Raw genomic sequence first — 17,112 nt, 5'->3', positions numbered from 1 at the left:
CACTTGTCGATCGGGCTGGGCATCCGCGCCTGCCAGGCCGGGCACCGAGTTGCCTTCGCCACCGCCGCCCAATGGGTCGACCGCCTGGCCGCCGCCCACGCCACCGGCAGACTTCAAGACGAGCTGGTCAAGCTGGCCCGCGTCCCCGTGCTGATCGTCGATGAAGTGGGCTACATCCCGTTCGAGCCCGAGGCCGCCAACTTGTTCTTCCAATTGGTCTCCAGCCGCTACGAACGCGCCTCGCTGATCGTCACCTCCAACAAGCCCTTCGGCCGGTGGGGCGAGGTGTTCGGCGACGACGTGGTCGCCGCCGCCATGATCGACCGCCTCGTCCATCACGCCGAGGTCATCAGCCTGAAAGGAGACAGCTACCGCCTGAAGAACCGCGACCTCGGCCGCGTCCCCGCAGCCGAGACCAACAACGACCATTAGCGACAATCCAGAATCAACATCAACGCCAGGGGGTCAACTTTCAGACGTCGATAGGGGGTCAGGATTCGAGCGTCGTTGACAGTAAGCGTGGAGAGCGTCGATCATCACATTCCGCTAGCCGTAAATCACGATATGTTCCAAATCGGCGACGGTATCGACAAATATCGACTGGTTGTGTGAACTCTCTACGAATGATCTAGACGTTGCGATCATCGGGATGGCAGCCTTTCCTCATGCGGATGAAGATTCTTGTCGCGGGCCTCTGTGGCGCCGTTCTCCCCTTGGTCGGTATGAGCACTGTCGGCACAGCGAGTGCGAGTGCCGCCGCCCCTCGTTACCAGGTTCCCTTCCCGTGCGGTGAGACGTGGGTCGGCAGCAGTGGCAGCTCCGCCCACACCGGCTATGAGATCGACTTCAACGGCACCGCGACCGACGGAGACCGCGATCTCGGCAGGTCGGTGGTGGCCGCGGCTCCGGGCAAGGTGGTGATGTCCGAGTACCGCACCACTGATGGCTTCGGCAACGTGATCAAGATCCGCCACTCTGACGGCAGCGTCACCCTCTACGCCCACTTGGACAAGAGGCTCGTCTCCGTGGGGGCCAACGTCGGCCAGGGGCAGGAGATCGGCAAGTTGGGGAAGACCTCGGCCAAGTACAAGATGGCCGCCCACCTGCACTACGAGCAGCGTACGTCCAGCGGGAAGATCGTCCGGGCCTCCTTCAACGGTGCCGGCTTCCAGTATCCGGGCCAGAAGATCAAGTCCAACAACGGCTGCGACGGCGGCACCAACACCGAGCCCGCCAATCCGAACACCGGCTCTCCTCGCTACAGCCCGGAGCAGATCTGCGGCTCCGGCTTCAAGCGCGTCGACTCCGCCGCCCTCGGCTCCCAGGGCACCGTCTACCTGCTCTACTCCAACGCCACCGGCCAGAACTGCGTCACCGCCGTACGCAAGAGTGGCGCCGGCAAGGTCAGCGCCACGGCGTATCTGGAGGTCAAGGGCAGCAAGCGTGTTACCGACGCCGGCACCTACCAGTACTACGCCGGCCCGGTCCGGGCCAAGGCCCCCCGGACGTGCGTCAAGTGGGGCGGCGCCATCGGCTCGGCGAAGTACGACAGCCAGTTCGAGCACTGCGGCTGACCCCCAGTCGAACCCGTGCGGGGGTAGAGACCATCCTGTCCGCCCCGCACGCACTGCGGCTGGCCGTCAGCTGAGCCCGTGCGGGGGTGGAGACCATCGTGTCCACCCCCGCACCCGCAGCACCCCACAGCCGCGCCACGTCGGGCCCGGAGGCGACCGAGGAGCGGCTGGTGTCGCTGGTGGAGGTGCGGAAGGCGATCGAGGAGGTGGCCGCGCGAGAGGTTGGCCGCCCGCGGTGGAGACCGTGGCGGCGTTCGTGCCGGTCAGCGACGACGACGCGGCCGCCGAGCGGCGGGCCGAGCTGGTTAAGCGAGCAACCGCACGCATGAACGACCAGTCCGGCGACGCCATCCCCGATCAGGTCTGGGACGACCTCGTCAAGCACTACCACCAGCGACAGCGCGTGACACTGGCTCGGGGTGTCGGACGAGCCTGGCCGGCTTCGGCCTGGCCCTGCTCAGGGCGGACCCGGTGGTGTGCCCGCCCTGAGCATCTCGGGGTGTCTACTGCCTCCACTGCTCCGCCGGCGACACACCCGGCAGCGGCTTGCCGATGAGGGCCAGGGGGAGGAAGAAGGAGACCTGGCCGATGGCCATGATGAGCGTGGCGAGCGCCTTGTCGTCGTACTGCTCGGACGCCCGGGCATACAGCTCGTCGGGGACGCGCTCGCCGGACGGGTTCGGGGTGAGCACGGATTCGACCAGTTCCAGCGCGACGCGTTCGGCGTCGGTGAAGTAGGGCGCGTCCCGCCAGGAGGCTACGGCGGTGATGCTCTCCTCGGCGGCGCCGGCTTTGCGGAGGTTGCCGGTGTGCAGGACGGTCAGGTACGTGCTGCCGACGATCTGACCGGCGCGCAGCTGTACCAGGCTGATGGTGGTCTGCGGGATCGTGCCGTTCCCGGTCGCCTTGTACAGGGCGCCGCCGATGTCCTTGAGATCGGGGACGAGCACGGCGGGGTTGGGCAGGCGCGACTCGGTAGTGGTCATGGTGGGTTTCCCTTCTGGGTTTCAAGTGGTGGATCGCTGCTCTGACGGATCGCACGGGGCGAAGGTGACCGGTGAGGCGGTCGATTTCATCCGGGCTTGCTGCCGAGGGTTTCCGGTGTGGGCTCGGTGTCCCGGTTCGTGGGTCGAGGGCGCAGGAGGAGGACGGCGGTGAGGATCGCGGCCAGGTAGAAGCCGCCCGCGCCGAGCATGCCGACGGTGTAGCCGCTGGTGAGCGCGTCGTGCAGGGGTGTGCCCTGCGGTTGGCTCGTTGTGGCCGTGACGGCGATGCCTGCCAGGAGGGCCAGGCCGAGGGCGCCGCCGATCTGCTGGCTGGTGTTGATCAGGCCGGAGGCGATGCCTGAGGCGTGCGGGGCGACGCCCTGCACGCCGCCGATGGTGGCCGCGACGAAGCCGATGCCCAGGCCGATGCCGCCGACAAGCTCGGCGGGCAGGAGCACGAACAGGGGGTTCTGGTCCGGGGTCAGCAGGCTGAACCAGCCCATCGCCGCGGCGGCCACCGTCATCCCGGTCGCCAGGACGATCCGGGTGGAGGTGCGGGCCTGCAGCCTGGGGCCGATGACACCGGAGCCGATGCCGATGCCGATGGCGAACGGCAGGTACGCCAGGCCGGTGATCATGGGCGAGTACTGCTTGATCGTCTGCATGTACAGGGTGAGGAAGTAGAAGGTGGCCAGCTGCCCGGCGCCCATGAGCAGCATGACCAGATTGGCGCCGAGCCTGCCGCGGGCGGCCAGCACGCCTGACGGCAGCATCGGGCTGCGCGCGGTGCGCTGGATGGCCAGGAACGCCAGGAGCAGCACGACGGCGACCGCGCCGAAGGTCAGGGTGGGCCCGTCGCCGACGCCGTGCGAGCCGGCCAGATTGATCGCGTACACCAGCGAGCCGAGGGCGAGCGTCACGGTGACCGCGCCGGGCAGGTCGAGTCCGCCGCGCTCCCGGGTGCCGGGCACCAGGGCAAATGTTCCGGCCAGGACCAGGAGCGCGATGGGGATGTTGACGAACATAATCCAGCGCCAGCCCACGTACTCAGTGAGCGCGCCGCCCAGCAGCAGGCCGACAACCGAGCCCAAGCCGCCCATCGCGCCGTACACGCCGAGCGCCTTGTTGCGTTCCGGGCCGGGGGGGAAGGTGTCGGCAAGCAGGGACAGCGCGGCCGGAGCGACGATCGCGGCGCCGACGCCCTGCAGGATTCGGGCGGCGATCAGCACGGTTCCGTTACCGGCCACGCCGCCCAGCAGGGAGGCGGCCAGGAAGACGACCAGTCCGGCGCGGAACATCCTGCGCCGGCCGAACAGGTCGCCGGCGCGGCCGCCGGCCAGCAGCAGGCCGCCGAAGGCCAGGGCGTAGGAGGTGAGGACCCAGTCCAGGTCGGTCTCGGCGATGCCGAGCCCGGTTCCGATGACGGGCAGGCCCACGGTCACGATGGTGCCGTCCATCACCATCAGCAGCTGCGCGGCGGCGATCACCAGCAGCGCCAGGCCGCTTCTCCCAGGACGGGGGGCGGTGTGCGTACTCATCTGAAGCTCCTCAGGCGGCGGTGGCGGCGCGGTGAACGGCAGCGGCGAGCCGGTCGTGCTCGGGGTAGGACCAGCCGAATCCGAAACGGCGCCGGGTGTAGCCGAAGGCGATGCCGCTACGCGGGTCGGCGAAGGCCTCCGAGCCGGCCGAACCGTCGTGGCCGAACGCGTTGGCGCTGAGGAACGCATATTGCAAGCCCTTGGCCTGGAACCCGAGCGCGTAGTTGCCCTGGTCGCCGCGGACCAGGTCGCGAGCGGTGGAATGCAGCATGGAGAACTCGCCGACGGTGTCCGGCTTGAGCAGCGGGGGGCGTCCGTCGATGCCCCAGACGGCCGCCGCGTACAGGCCGGCCAGGCCGCGCGCGCTGCCCACTCCGCCGGCCGACGCCGGACCGTTGGCGCGGACGGTGCGGGTGTTGGCGAAGGCCACCTGGTCCAGCGGCGGCGTGCTGTTGAGCCCGTAGCCGATGCCGAGGATGCTGTACGGGCCCGGCACGTTCGACCAGAACGCGGCCTCCTGCTCCGGTGTGGCCGTCCACCACTGGATCGGCCGGAACCTCTCCTCTTCGGCCTCGGGCAACCCCAGGTAGAGGTCCAGCCCGTAGGGGAGGCGGATGCGCTCGTCGTAGACCTGCTGAAGCGACTGCCCGGTCACCCGCCGGATCACCTCGTTCACCATGGCGAACGTGACGAACCCGCCGTAGCCGTAGGCCGACCCGGGGCGCCAGTACGGCCGCTGCCCGGCCAGGCGGCGCGCGATCACCGCGTCGTCGGCGAGATCGGCCGCCGACAGCCCGCCGTCGACGCCGATGACGCCGGAGCGGTGGGTGAGCACGTCCCGCAGCGTGATCCCGTCCTTGCCGACGGCGGCGAACTCCGGCCAGTGCCGGGCCACCGGCTCGTCGAGATCGAGGACCCCCTCCTGCACCAGCAGCGCCGCCACCAGCGTCGCGGCGCCCTTGGTCGAGGAGTAGACGCCGGTCAGCGTGTCGCCGCTCACCTCGTCCCCGGCCCACAGGTCCACCACCGGCCGGCCGTGCGCGTAGGCCGTCAGCTGCGCGCCCACCTGGCCGTCCTGCTCGGCCACCACCGCGGCGAACTCCTCGCGCACCTGCTCGAAGCCGTCCGCGACCGTTCCGTGGACATCCATCCTGCTCATCGTCGGCAACCCTTCGTGAGTGAGTGTTGGTCGCCGGCATGACGGATGGTCCAGAGGAAAGGTGACCGGGTGCGTTCGCGGTCACCTTTGGCTGGTTTGATGCGTCACCGGTATGACGTTTGCCGATGGAGAGGAATGCGATCGTGACGCCCCATGACTTTCTGGCCGACCAGTTCCAGGGGCACCGTCCCCATCTGAAGGCGGTCGCCTACCGCATGCTCGGCTCACTGAGCGAGGCCGAGGACGCGGTACAGGAGGCATGGCTGCGGCTGGCGCGTTCGGACTCGGGTGACATCGACAATCTCGGTGGCTGGCTGACCACCGTGGTCGGCCGGGTGTGCCTGGACATGCTCCGCGCCCGCAAGTTCCGGCGTGAGGAGTCACTGGAGGAGCGCCTGCCCGATCCGGTGATCAGCCGTGCGGATGCCGCCGATCCGGAGCAGGAAGTGCTGCTGGCCGACTCGGTGGGCCTGGCGCTGCTGGTCGTGCTGGAGTCCCTGACCCCGGCCGAACGGCTGGCGTTCGTGCTCCATGACATGTTCGGCCTGCCGTTCGACCAGATCGCGCCCATCGTGGACCGCACCCCCGTGGCAGCCAAGAAGCTCGCCAGCCGCGCCCGCCAGCGCGTCCGCGGCGCAGTCCCGAACCCCGACCCCGATCTGGCCGATCAGCGCCGGGTGGTGGACGCGTTCCTCGCTGCCGCCCGCGGCGGCGACTTCGCCGCGCTGGTGTCCATCCTCGACCCCGACGTGGTGCTGCGGGCCGACGGCGGGATGCTCACCGGCGGCATGAAGGTCATCCGTGGCGCGGCGGCCGTGGCCGGACAGCTCGCCACCTTCCAGCGCATGGCTACCAGCGCCGCCACCCACCCGGCGCTCGTCAACGGCCTCGCCGGCCTGGTCAACACCATCGACGACCAGCTCATCTCCGTCATGAGCTTCACCATCTCCGACGGAAGGATCGCCACAATCGATATCCTGTCCGACCCCGACCGGCTGGCCCAGCTCGACCTCACCCGTCTGGAGCCGTGAAACCTGACCCTGTTGACACCCCATCGCCGACGCGCACCGGATCACCGGTGAAGGGGCATGAAAGTGCCTTTTCGAAGAGGTCAACTGCTTTCGACGCCCTGCTCCCACCTACTTCCGGAGACACCACCCGGACGCGGGCCGTCGCAGTGCCCGGCCCCTACGCGGCGATCCTCACCGACTACGCCATCGCCCTTGAGCGCGGCATCGTGTCCTACTGCCTGCTCCGGCTGGACGGCGTCGGCAAGGCGGTGGTGCTCGAGCCGGAGGGCTCGGTTCCCGAGCACCACCGGCAGGGCTGGCCGGGGCCGTGCGTGCCGCGCGGGAGGTGGAGGCCGAGCCGGCCGTGGTGGCGCCGCGCGGCGATGACGACTATCCATCCCCGTTCCGGCACGCGTCTAGCGGTCTGGGGTTCCGATACAGGGGCAGAAGTCTGCACTTTCACGCCCCGGCATGGAACGATGCAGAATCGTGACGCGTGTTGAGGTGATTCACGGTGCGTTACGGGGCAGCCACGGAGTCAAGTGGTTGCTGGGAGGCTAGATGTGCAAGGTGCCCGAGAGGACGGTGACGGCGCGACCCGCGAGATGGACGCGGTCGCCGTCGAGCGTCACCTCGACACGGCCTCCCCGGGCCGAGAGCTGTGCGCCGATCAGGGTTCGCCTGCTCAGCCTGGCCGACCAGTACGGGGACAGGGCGCAGTGTGCCGAGCCCGTCACCGGATCCTCCGGCACGCCGACATTGGGCGCGAAGAAGCGGGAGACGAAATCCGTCGCCGAGCCGGCCGCCGTGACGATGATTCCCCGAGCGTCCACGGCCGCCAGAGCGGTGATGTCGGGCGCTAGGGATCGCACCGTGTCTTCCGAATCGAGCTCCACCAGCAGGTCGAGGTTGCTCCTTCCGACCCGCACCGCAGTCGCGCCGAGCGCTTTTTCCAATCCCTCCGGAACTGTGGCGGGTGTCACTTCCTTGGCCGGAAAATCCATCGTGATCATGCCGTCGAGGTTGCGATTCACCGTGAGGGTTCCGCCGGCCGTGACGAATTCGACAGGACCGGTCGCCGCGCCTGTCGAATACAGGATGTGGGCCGTCGCCAGAGTGGCGTGGCCGCACAGCGTGACCTCGACCTTCGGGGTGAACCAGCGCAGCGAATCGCCCAGCAGGAAGGCGGTCTCGGACAGGCCCAGCTCTGTGGCTACCGCCTGCATCCACTCGTCGGGAACCGGATCCTCCAGCAGGCAGACGGCTGCGGGATTACCCTTGAATGCTGTGTCGGTGAAGGCGTCCACGATGAACAGGCGCATGGGCCGATGCTATACGGGGCCGGATATCGAGGTGAAACCAGGACGCTAGCCGTACAAAATGGAATTAGTGCTGGGCGTGTCGCATGGCGAACGCGGAATCGTCGGTTACCGTCCAATGTGTCGGGACGTGCCGATTGCGGTGAGTTCCTGAGGAAAGGACAAGCCGATGGGGGCAGTGCGTAAGGTAGCGGGCTACCTTGGCCTGGGCGGGATCGACCACTACGACGAGGGCTACGACGACGACGGGCAGTACGAAGAGGAGTACATGCCCGCGACGGAGCGGGCGGCGCGGAGGTGGCGCTCGAGCATCGAGTCGTCACGCATCGTGATGGTCCAGCCGTTGAAGTACAACGACGCACCGTTGATCGGCCAGTACTTCCGCGACGGCCAGACTGTGATCATGGATGTGACGGGGATGCCGATGCCCGAGGCGACCAGGATGGTCGACTTCGCGGCGGGGCTGGCTTACGGCTGCGAGGGCCGGATCGAGCGCATCGCCGACCGTGTCTTCCTGCTGGCGCCGGCTCACGTGGAGATCGAGACGAGCTAGGCCGCGCGCGGGCCGCGACGGATCAGCCGGGTGAGTTCGGCTGAGTCGTCGGCGGCCTGCTTTGCGCGGCCCTCGGCTTCGCGGGCGTAGGCGTGCAGCGCCCATACCGCGCCGTCGGCCAGCTCCCGCAGCTCGCTGAGCTGCGCTGCCACGTAGCGGGCGTCGGATTCGACCGCCATGCGACGTCGCCAGAGCAGCCAGCCGGCGAGCCCGAGCGGGGCGGCTCCCGCCAGGGCGAGCAGCGGGGTGGCGAGTACGGCGCCGGCCAGGCAGGCCACACCGGCCAGGATCAGCAGCGCGGCGCCCCAGGGCGGGCGGCGCGGCGTGGTGCCGGAGACGACGACCGCGGCCTCCGCGGCGGCGAACGAGCCCTCGTCGGGGCCCTCGGGATGCAGCTTGATGTGGTGGCCGAGCAGCGCCAGGGTCACCGTGGCCGGTGGCTCCAGCCGGGTGTCTGCCTCGAGTTCCTCCGCGACGCCGCGCAGTATCGGCGCCGCCACATGGAGGGCGATCGCGGTCAGGTGCGGGTCGGAGCCGGGGCGCAGGTCGTCGAGGAGATGCGAGCTGAGCGAGGCCAGCGGCCCGGGAGGGGTGCCCAGACCGATCAGCGATCGCAGCACGGCCAGCGGCTCGTCCTCGGCCCATGCCGTGGCGGGGCTGGCGGCCGAGTTGGTCAGCGGGGTGGAGGAGTCGTGGTCGGCTTGGCGCGTCGAGGTGATCTCCTCGCAGCGGGCGCGTAGGCGGGCCAGCCGGGCGGCCGCCTGGGCGGGCCTGGCCAGCTCGGGGATCTCCGCCATCTCGGGGAAGTCGGTGAGCGAGAGGGGCACCACGACCGACGGTTCGCCGGGGGCGAGAGCCTGCACCCACTGCCGCGGGTCGGCGTGCTCCTGCACCGCCAGCGCGTCGAGCTTGCGAAGCACGAAGATCTTGCCGGCCGGGCCGTAGGCTCCCCTGGCCGCGGCGAGCCAGAGGGAGCGCTGGCCGTGGGTGACCGGGTGGTCGAGCGACAGGTCGCCGAAGGCGGTGCCGAGCCAGGAGGCGTGGACCCGGCTGCCGTGCCCCGCCACGGCCAGCGCCAGGCAGAGGAAGAGCGCAGTGCGCTGCTGGTCGCGGCCGGCCGCCTTACTGAGCGGCTCCAGCGGATCGTCACCGCCGAGAATCGCCACCAGCGCCTCCACGGCGGGCGGCAGCCAGTGACCGGGGATGTCGGCGAAGCCGGGGGCGGAGGGGGGCGCGGTGCCGTTGGCCGCCAGGTGCGACAGCAGTGCCTCGGCATAGCGACGCAGCTCCGTCGCTGCTTGGGGGCTCGCAGTCAGATCCGTGCTCAAGGCAGAGAACTCCCCCGTATCGGCCTCAGTTCATGACCGCGTAAAGCCTAACGCGCTGGGCGCGCCTTCGAGGTGGAGGCGCGCCCATGACGGAACGGGGGACTTTGCGCTAAGTGCGTGTTACATGCGGGCGGGAATCGGGACGCCCAGAAGGTCCAGTCCGGACTCCAGCACACGCAGCGTCAGCGCGCACAGCGCCAGCCGATGCGCCCTGGTCTCGGCGTCGACGCCCTCCTTGACCACGGGACACTGCTCGTAGAAGGTGCTGAACAGACTGGCCGCCTCGAACAGGAACGCGGACAGCCGGTGCGGCTCGGAGTGGGTGGCGACCTGGCCGACGACCTCGCCGAAGCCCAGCAGGTGCAGCGCCAGCGCACGCTCGGCCGGCTCGGCGGGCACGATAGTCCCGGTGGCCGCCGAGGGCTCCACACCCGCCCTGCGGAAGATCGACCGGATCCGGGCGGTGGCGTACTGCATGTAGGGGCCGGTGTTGCCGTGGAACTCCAGCATGCGGTCGAAGTCGAAGACGTACTCGGTGTCGTGACTGACCGACAGGTCGGCGTACTTCACCGCGCCCATGCCGACCGCGTGCGCGATCTCCTCGCGGGTGGCCTCGTCGTAGCCCCGGTCGGCCAGGCGCTGCGAGGCGCGGTCGACAGCCTCCTGCAGCAGGTCCATCAGCTTGACCGACTCGCCGGAGCGGGTCTTGAACCTGCGCCCGTCCTTGCCCAGCATCATGCCGATCTGCACATGCTCGGCGTCGACGGTCTCGGGCAGCCAGCTCGCCAGCCTGCCCGCGGCGAACACCATGCGGAAGTGCAGTGCCTGGTCGGCTCCCACCACGTAGAGGATGCGGTCGGACTTGAGGTCGTGCACCCGGTAGCGGATGGCCGCCATGTCGGTGGAGGCGTAGCCGTAGCCGCCGTCGCTCTTCCTGATGATCAGCGGCAGCGGCTGGTCGTCGGAGCCGGTGAAGCCGGGCGGGAAGACGCACAGCGCACCGTCGCTGATCTGGGCGACGCCGGCGGACTCCAGGTCCTGGCAGGTCTTCTCGAGCATCGGGTTGTACATGCTCTCGCCGGCGATGTCGGCGTCGGTGAGGGTGACGCCGAGCATGGCGTAGATCTTGTTGAAGTAGCGCACCGTGGCGTCCATGAAGACGTGCCAGAGCCGGAGCGTCTCGGGATCGCCCGACTGGAGGGTGGTCACCCGCGTGCGGGCGCGCAGCTTGAACCCCTCGTCGCTCTCGAACTTGGCGCGGGCCGCCTGGTAGTACTCCGTCCCCATGCCAGCTTCGAGCTGCGCGACGGCGGCCTCCTCGCCGATGTCGAGCAGGTGCTCGATGAGCATGCCGAACGGGGTGCCCCAGTCGCCCAGGTGGTTCTGCCTGATGACATGGTTGCCGAGGCGCTCGTGCACGCGGGCCAGCGAGTCGCCGACGATCGTGGTGCGCAGGTGGCCGACGTGCATCTCCTTGGCCGCGTTGGGCGCGGAGTAGTCGATGACGACGGTCTGGGCGGGCGCGATGGTGCCGACGCCGAGGCGCGGGTCGGTGAGCATGTGCGAGGACTCGCCGGCGATCCACGAGTCGTCGAGCGTGATGTTGAGGAAGCCGGGGCCGCTGACCTCCACCGTGCCGGGGAAGTCGGTCAGCTCGGCTCTGATGGCCTCGGCGACCTCCCGCGGGGACCGTCGCAGGCGCTTGGCCAGGCTCATCGCGACGTTCGCCTGGAAGTCGGCGAACTGGGAGGGCCGGATCAGCGGATCTGCGTCGGCGTGCTCGGAGCCGAACGCGGACGCCAGCGCCTGCTGGACGCGCTCGGTGAGCACTATCTGCGGGTCGGTCATGGTCTAAGGGTACCGGCGAGCTTGACCGTCACGCTGATCGCCGCGACAGCCACCACGGAGATGGCGACGGCGGTCATGCCGTCGCCGAGGTCACCCGGCCGCAGCGCGAACAGGTCCCTGACCGCGGGCACCGCCACGGCCAGCGCGAACAGGGCGGCCATGGCGGCGACCAGGGCGATCCGCCACCGGTTGAGCGGCCTGGCGACCAGCACGAGCACCCACCAGGTGGTGAGGAAGAGCGCGAGCACCGCCGAGGTGCGGTCCTGCTCCAGAGTGCCGCCGCGCGCCGCCCAGTACGCCAGCAGCACGGCGATCGCGCAGACGACTCCGGCCGGCACGGCCAGGCGGAGCACCCTGGGCACGAACCCGGGCCGCGCTCGCTCCATCGTCGGCGCCAGCGCCAGGAACAGGGCGGGGATGCCGATGGTCACCGCGTTCACCAGGGTCGAGTGCCGCGGCGCGAACGGGAACATGATGCCCGCGACACCGGTCATCAGCGAGAGCACGATGGCGTAGAAGGTCTTGGTGAGGAACAGGCCGGAGACCCGTTCGATGTTGGCCAGCACCCTGCGGCCCTCGCCGACCACGTGCGGCAGCGTCGCGAACCGGTTGTCCAGCAGCACCACCTGCGCGACGGCCCTGGTGGCGGGGCTGCCGGCGCCCATCGCGATGCCGAGGTCGGCGTCCTTCAGCGCGAGGACGTCGTTGACGCCGTCGCCGGTCATCGCCACCGTGTGGCCTCGCGACTGGAGCGCGCCGACGAACCGGCGCTTCTGTTGAGGGGTGACGCGGCCGAAGACGGTATGGGTTTCGAGCTGCTCGGCGAGCCGGTCCTCGTCGTCGGGCAGCGTGCGGGCGTCGACGGCGTGCTCGCCGCCGGGGATGTTCAGGCTGGTGGCGATGGCGGACACGGCGCCGGGGCTGTCGCCGGAGAACACCTTGACGGTGACGCCCTGCCCGGCGAAGTAGCGCAGCGTCTCCTCGGCGTCGGGTCTGATGCGCTGTTCCAGCGTGATCAGTGCGACGGGCTCGACGCCCTCCGCCGCCTCCAGGCTGGACGTACGGCACAGCGCCAGCACGCGGGCACCGGTGGCGGCCAGCTCGGCGGCCTGGTCGTAGCCGTCGGCGCCGGGAGGTAACAGGACGTCGGGGGCGCCCAGCACCCAGGTTCCGTGCGGTCCGAAGTCGGCGCCGCTCCACTTGCGGGCGGACGAGAACGGCACGGTGGCGATCGCCTGCCACGGGTGGGCCGGGTAGCGCGCCCTGATGGCCTGGGCGGTGGCGTTGGGCCGGGCGTCGGCGGCGGCCAGGGCGGCGAGCGCCTCCTCGACCGGATGGCCGTCGCGCAGCGGTAGCACCCGGTCCAGCGTCATGCCGCCGGCGGTGAGCGTGCCGGTCTTGTCGAGGCAGAGCATGTCCACCCTGGCCAGCCCCTCGATCGCGGGCAGCTCCTGGACCAGGCAACCCCGCCGGCCGAGCCGTACCACCCCGACGGCGAAGGCGACCGAGGTCATCAGCACCAGCCCTTCGGGGATCATGGTGACGATGCCCGCGACCGCGCCGGTGATGGCGATGCCGAAGTCCACGGAGTTGCGCAGCTGGCTGTACATGAGCAGGGCGCCGATCGGGATCACCAGCCAGGTGATGTATCTGATGAACCTGGCGACGCCGTCACGCAGCTCCGATCGCGACAGCTGGAACCTGCCGGCCTCCTCGGCCAGCCGTACGGCGTAGGCGTCGGCGCCGACGGCGGTCGCGGTGAACGCGCCGGTCCCGGCGACGGCGAAGCTGCCCGAGAGCACCTGGTCGCCCGGTCGCTTCCGCACCGGATCGGCCTCGCCGGTCAGCAGCGACTCGTCGACCTCCAGCCCGTCGGACTCGACCAGCTCGCCGTCGACCAGCAGGCGGTCGCCGGGACCGAGCAGGATCAGCTCCCCCTGCACCACCTGGTGGGGCGGGATCTGCTGGTCCTCGCCGTCGCGCCGGACCATGACAGGGCTCTCGCCGATGACGGCCAGCCTGTCGAGGGTGCGCTTGGCGCGCAGCTCCTGTACGACTCCGATCAGCACGTTGGCCACCATGATGAGGCCGAACATGCCGTCCTGCCACTCCCCGAAGATCAGGATGAGCGCCCATAACAGGCCGATGACCAGGTTGAACAGCGTCAGGACGTTCGCCCTGATGATCGTGCTCAGTGACCTGCTCGACCGGCGCGGCACATGGTTGGCCTTCGCCCCCGCGACCTGCGCAGCAGTCAGCCCATTCACGCAAACCCCCCGATATGCGAACGGGGCCTCACCTTACGGGGTTCAGCGCGACCTGTGGGTGCGCTGGACGGTGGCGATCCGCTCGCCCATGCCGGTCACGAGGCCGCCGGCGGTCAGGTCGGCCGCGAGCCCGCAGGCGGCGCTGATGCCCTTGGCCCTGGACGAGCCGTGCGCGATGACCACGGTGCCGTTGAGGCCGAGCAGCACCGCGCCTCCGTGGGCCTCGGCGTCGAGGCGGCGGCTGAGCTCGCGCAGGCGGGTGCGCTGCATGAGCGCGCCCAGCCTGGCCAGCGGGCTGTCGCTGATGGTCTGCTTGAGCTCGTCGAAGGCGTAGCGGACCGCGCCCTCCATGGTCTTCAGCGCCACGTTGCCGGTGAAGCCGTCGGTCGTGATCACGTCGGCCTTGCCGGTCAGCAGGTCGTAGCCCTCGACGTTGCCGACGAAGTGCAGGGCGGGCGAGGCCTGCAGCAACTCGTGCGCCCGCCTGACGAGCTTGCTGCCCTTCTCCGCCTCGCTGCCGATCGTGAGCAGGCCGACCCTGGGCGCTTCGATGCCGTAGGCCAGCTCGGCGTAGGCGGCGCCCAGATGCCCGAACTGCACCAGCACCTCGGGTTTGACCTCGGCGTTCGCGCCCGCGTCCAGGAGCAGCGTGGGGTGCGGAAGGGTGGGCAGGGCGACGGCGATGGCCGGGCGCAGCACGCCCGGCTGGGTCTTGAGCCGGAGCTTGCCGGTGGCCACGATGCCCGCCGTCGAGCCGGCGGACACCACTGACGACACATCGCCGCGGCGCAGCAGGTGGCAGGCGATGGCGATGCTGGAGCGGGGACGGCGAAGGCTGGCCAGCGCGCCCTCGTCCATCGCCAGCGCCTCCTCGGCGCGCACGATGGGGATCTCGTTGGTGGCGTCGTGCTCGGCGAGCGACTCGTAGAGCACCCTGGGCGAGCCGACGAGCACGACTGCCAGCCCGCGCTCCCGCACGGCGTGCACGGCTCCCGCCACGATCTCGTGGGGTGCGTGGTCGCCGCCCATGGCGTCGAGCGCGATAGGCCTGCTGTCGGACAAATGGTCACCTCGTACGGGCATGCGATCCGGTTGATGTCGCGTGGCCGGAACGCGATCGTGCCTGTTGCCCGCATCGTAGGCACGGCCTACCCCCAGGTTAACCGGTGGGTAGCACCTCAGGCGTCGCCGTGCAGGTTCCAGTCCGTGATGGTGCGGGCCACGATGACCTTGCCGAACGTGGCGGTGCCGACGATCCTGATCACCGGGCCGTCGCCGCCCTCGCCGCCCGAGACCTGACGCTTGGCGAACAGGGCGCCGACCTCGTCGATCACCTGGGCGTTCGGGGGCACCCGGATGATCATCTTGGCGGCGAAGGCGCTGACGGAGACCGTGATCTCGCGTCCGGGTAGGACCGCCTGGGACAGGTCCACGATGAGGGCGCCGAAGGTGGCCGCCAGGTGCGTGTGCCGGGAGGCGATCCAGCGCCCGCGCTTGACGACCTTGCTGAAGGTCGCGCTGACGCTCTGCTTCTCCAGCGAGGCCAGGGCGCTCGGCCTGCCGGACAGCTCGGGGAGGTCCCGGGTGAGGGGGACGAGCTCGCCCATGGTCTTGGCCGTGTAAACGGCTTCGAGCCGGTCGGCGTGCTCGACGGTGGTGAGTCTGCCGGTCGCGTAGGCCTCGCCGAGCATGGTGGCCACCCGGTCACGGTCGGCGTCGGAGGCTCGCAGTTCGGGATCGTCGGTCACGACGAGAAGTGTAGGCCAAATCGCGATATGTCGCGAGTGTGGATCTGGAACCTCCCAAGAAACTTGGAGCCCATGCGGAACCGTAGCCGCGGCGAGCCGCGTCCCGATATAAGAACCGTAGACGCGCGACGGGGGCGTGAGGTTTACAGCAGATCGAACAAAAAAGATGGGAACGGCCTAGTGATCTTGAACCAAGCAGGGACACGACGCTTCAGGGCGTACACGTCCAAGCATCTCGACGAGCTCCTGCTGCGAGCCGGACTCGACGACGAGCAGAGGCTGAAGGTCCGTGCAGTCGCGACGGTGCTGCCCTTCAGGACCAACGCCTACGTCGTCGACGAACTCATAGATTGGTCGGCGGCGCCCGACGATCCCATATACCGCCTGGTCTTCCCGCAGGAGGACATGCTTCCCGCGGCCGACGTCGCCAGGCTGGCCGACCTCCTGAAGGCCGAGGCGCCCAACGCCGAGATCCAGGCCGAGGCCAACAGGGTGCGAGCGCAGCTCAACCCGCACCCCGCCGGTCAGAAGGAGCTCAACGTCCCGCGCATCGGGGAGGAGCCCGTGCCGGGGATGCAGCACAAGTATCCCGAGACGGTGCTCTTCTTCCCCAAGCAGGGGCAGACCTGCCACGCCTACTGCACCTACTGCTTCCGCTGGGCCCAGTTCGTCGGCGACGCTGATCTGAAGTTCGCCTCCGACGACATCGACCAGATGGTCGGCTACCTCCGTCAGCATCCCGAGGTCACCAGCGTGCTGATCACCGGTGGTGACGCCATGATCATGGGCGAGCCGGTCATCAGGCGCTACATGGGGCCGCTGCTGGAGTTGGAGCAGTTGGAGTCCATCAGGATCGGCACCAAGGCGCTGGCCTACTGGCCGCAGCGCTTCGTCTCCGACCCCGACGCCGACGCCACGCTCGGCCTGTTCGAGGAGGTCGTCCAGTCAGGCAAGAACCTGGCGTTCATGGCCCACTTCTCGCACCCGCGCGAGCTGGAGTCACCGCTCGTGGAGTCCGCGGTCCAGCGCATTCTCGGCAGCGGCGCGACGATCAGGACCCAGGCGCCGCTCATCAGGTCCATCAACGACGATCCCGCCGTCTGGTCGAGCATGTGGCGGCAGCAGCTCAGGATGGGGATGATCCCTTATTACATGTTCGTCGAGCGTGACACCGGTCCGCAGGACTACTTCGCGGTGCCGCTCGCGCGAGCGTACGAGATCTTCAGAGACGCCTATTCGAGCGTCTCAGGGCTCTGCCGGACCGTCCGCGGGCCCTCCATGTCGGCGACACCCGGCAAGGTGTGCGTCGACGGCGTCACCGAGATCGCCGGCCAGCGGTATTTCGTGCTCCACCTCATCCAGGCGCGCGACCCCTCGCTGGTGGGGCGACCGTTCTTCGCCCACTACGATCCGTCGGCGGTCTGGCTGACGGACCTGCGGCCGGCCTTCGCCGACCGTTTCCCGTTCGAGGTCGCCAGTGAGGACGCCCTCCTGCCGGTCTGAGCGGTCAAGCGCGTCTACCGCAACCGGAAAATCTGCGCCCCCGGCCCGCGACATTTGTTTGTAGACCCTTGTTCGCGGGCCGTGCGGGCGCACTTCCATGTCGCGCGAGACATCCACTGAATATCCGAAATACACTCCCTCTATTTCCCGACTTGTCCTCCCGCGCATTACCTTTACGACGCTACGTAACTTGCCCACAAAGCCCGTGTCACGCGGTCTTTTAGCGGCCGACGACCGGCTGCCAGGGGTGATAGAACTGCGTTAGTAGCTCAGCCGGGA

General features: G+C 69.3%; 14 protein-coding genes. 5 read left to right on the top strand and 9 right to left on the bottom strand.

Going from position 1 to position 17,112, the window contains the following annotated elements:
* Both V5E28_RS45955 and V5E28_RS45950 read left to right on the top strand, forming a co-directional pair.
* Nucleotides 1-432 (top strand): ATP-binding protein (locus V5E28_RS45955; RefSeq protein ID WP_336216595.1); only part of this gene is annotated, 432 nt, incomplete at its 5' end.
* Between the two features lie 290 nt (nt 433-722).
* Nucleotides 723-1,574 (top strand): M23 family metallopeptidase, encoded by an 852-nt coding sequence (locus V5E28_RS45950; protein WP_336216593.1) that lies wholly within the window; start codon nt 723-725, stop codon nt 1,572-1,574.
* A 503-nt stretch (nt 1,575-2,077) separates the two neighbouring features.
* On the opposite strand, the gene V5E28_RS45945 is transcribed toward V5E28_RS45950, so the two are convergent.
* From V5E28_RS45945 to V5E28_RS45935, 3 genes are all read right to left on the bottom strand, one after another.
* Nucleotides 2,078-2,560 (bottom strand): carboxymuconolactone decarboxylase family protein, encoded by a 483-nt coding sequence (locus V5E28_RS45945; RefSeq protein ID WP_336216591.1) that lies wholly within the window; start codon nt 2,558-2,560, stop codon nt 2,078-2,080.
* Between the two features lie 86 nt (nt 2,561-2,646).
* Nucleotides 2,647-4,098, bottom strand: coding sequence for an MFS transporter (locus V5E28_RS45940; RefSeq protein WP_336216589.1), 1,452 nt, complete (start codon nt 4,096-4,098; stop codon nt 2,647-2,649).
* A gap of 10 nt (nt 4,099-4,108) precedes the next feature.
* A complete protein-coding gene (locus V5E28_RS45935; protein WP_336216587.1) occupies nt 4,109-5,257 on the bottom strand; it encodes a serine hydrolase domain-containing protein in 1,149 nt (382 codons plus the stop codon).
* Nucleotides 5,258-5,400: 143 nt separating this feature from the next.
* Here V5E28_RS45935 and sigJ point away from each other — a divergent pair, with 143 nt between their 5' ends.
* Nucleotides 5,401-6,288 carry an RNA polymerase sigma factor SigJ gene (sigJ, locus tag V5E28_RS45930; RefSeq protein ID WP_336216586.1) on the top strand — a complete coding sequence of 296 codons (888 nt, stop codon included), beginning with the start codon at nt 5,401-5,403 and terminating at the stop codon, nt 6,286-6,288.
* 536 nt (nt 6,289-6,824) lie between these two features.
* Here the strand turns inward: sigJ and V5E28_RS45925 are convergent.
* Entirely contained in the window at nt 6,825-7,589 is a 765-nt protein-coding gene (locus tag V5E28_RS45925) for a PhzF family phenazine biosynthesis protein (protein WP_336216584.1), read from the bottom strand.
* A 166-nt stretch (nt 7,590-7,755) separates the two neighbouring features.
* On the opposite strand from V5E28_RS45925, the gene V5E28_RS45920 reads away from it, so the two are divergent.
* Entirely contained in the window at nt 7,756-8,139 is a 384-nt protein-coding gene (locus V5E28_RS45920; protein WP_336216582.1) for a cell division protein SepF, read from the top strand.
* Here V5E28_RS45920 and V5E28_RS45915 read toward each other — a convergent pair.
* The 5 genes from V5E28_RS45915 to V5E28_RS45895 form a co-directional block, all read right to left on the bottom strand.
* A complete protein-coding gene (locus V5E28_RS45915; RefSeq protein ID WP_336216581.1) occupies nt 8,136-9,467 on the bottom strand; it encodes a hypothetical protein in 1,332 nt (443 codons plus the stop codon). The two genes, V5E28_RS45920 and V5E28_RS45915, sit on opposite strands and share 4 nt — an antisense overlap.
* A gap of 120 nt (nt 9,468-9,587) precedes the next feature.
* A complete protein-coding gene (gene argS, locus V5E28_RS45910; RefSeq protein WP_336216580.1) occupies nt 9,588-11,315 on the bottom strand; it encodes an arginine--tRNA ligase in 1,728 nt (575 codons plus the stop codon).
* Entirely contained in the window at nt 11,312-13,582 is a 2,271-nt protein-coding gene (locus V5E28_RS45905) for an HAD-IC family P-type ATPase (protein ID WP_336216579.1), read from the bottom strand. Before V5E28_RS45905 ends, argS begins: the two co-directional genes overlap by 4 nt.
* 42 nt (nt 13,583-13,624) lie before the next feature.
* Nucleotides 13,625-14,665, bottom strand: coding sequence for a phosphate acyltransferase PlsX (gene plsX / locus V5E28_RS45900; RefSeq protein ID WP_442945985.1), 1,041 nt, complete (start codon nt 14,663-14,665; stop codon nt 13,625-13,627).
* 95 nt (nt 14,666-14,760) lie between these two features.
* The gene (locus V5E28_RS45895) at nt 14,761-15,330 is read right to left on the bottom strand and encodes a DUF1707 SHOCT-like domain-containing protein (RefSeq protein ID WP_336216577.1); all 570 of its coding nucleotides are present in this window, start codon (nt 15,328-15,330) and stop codon (nt 14,761-14,763) included.
* A 180-nt stretch (nt 15,331-15,510) separates the two neighbouring features.
* On the opposite strand from V5E28_RS45895, the gene V5E28_RS45890 reads away from it, so the two are divergent.
* Nucleotides 15,511-16,833 carry a KamA family radical SAM protein gene (locus tag V5E28_RS45890; protein WP_336216576.1) on the top strand — a complete coding sequence of 441 codons (1,323 nt, stop codon included), beginning with the start codon at nt 15,511-15,513 and terminating at the stop codon, nt 16,831-16,833.
* Nucleotides 16,834-17,112 lie beyond the last annotated feature (279 nt).

It is taken from the genome of Nonomuraea sp. LPB2021202275-12-8 (assembly GCF_037044575.1).
Classification (GTDB): Bacteria; Actinomycetota; Actinomycetes; order Streptosporangiales; family Streptosporangiaceae; genus Nonomuraea.
Note: the sequence above shows the minus strand (reverse complement) of the source record. Positions and strands in the feature narration are given on the sequence as shown.

Bases quoted from the DNA above. Each gene is read 5' to 3' on its own strand.
- V5E28_RS45950 (WP_336216593.1), top strand. From the start codon at position 723: ATGAGCACTGTCGGCACAGCGAGTGCGAGTGCCGCCGCCCCTCGTTAC.
- V5E28_RS45945 (WP_336216591.1), bottom strand. From the start codon at position 2,560: ATGACCACTACCGAGTCGCGCCTGCCCAACCCCGCCGTGCTCGTCCCC.
- V5E28_RS45940 (WP_336216589.1), bottom strand. From the start codon at position 4,098: ATGAGTACGCACACCGCCCCCCGTCCTGGGAGAAGCGGCCTGGCGCTG.
- V5E28_RS45935 (WP_336216587.1), bottom strand. From the start codon at position 5,257: ATGAGCAGGATGGATGTCCACGGAACGGTCGCGGACGGCTTCGAGCAG.
- V5E28_RS45925 (WP_336216584.1), bottom strand. From the start codon at position 7,589: ATGCGCCTGTTCATCGTGGACGCCTTCACCGACACAGCATTCAAGGGT.
- V5E28_RS45920 (WP_336216582.1), top strand. From the start codon at position 7,756: ATGGGGGCAGTGCGTAAGGTAGCGGGCTACCTTGGCCTGGGCGGGATC.
- argS (WP_336216580.1), bottom strand. From the start codon at position 11,315: ATGACCGACCCGCAGATAGTGCTCACCGAGCGCGTCCAGCAGGCGCTG.
- plsX (WP_442945985.1), bottom strand. From the start codon at position 14,665: ATGCCCGTACGAGGTGACCATTTGTCCGACAGCAGGCCTATCGCGCTC.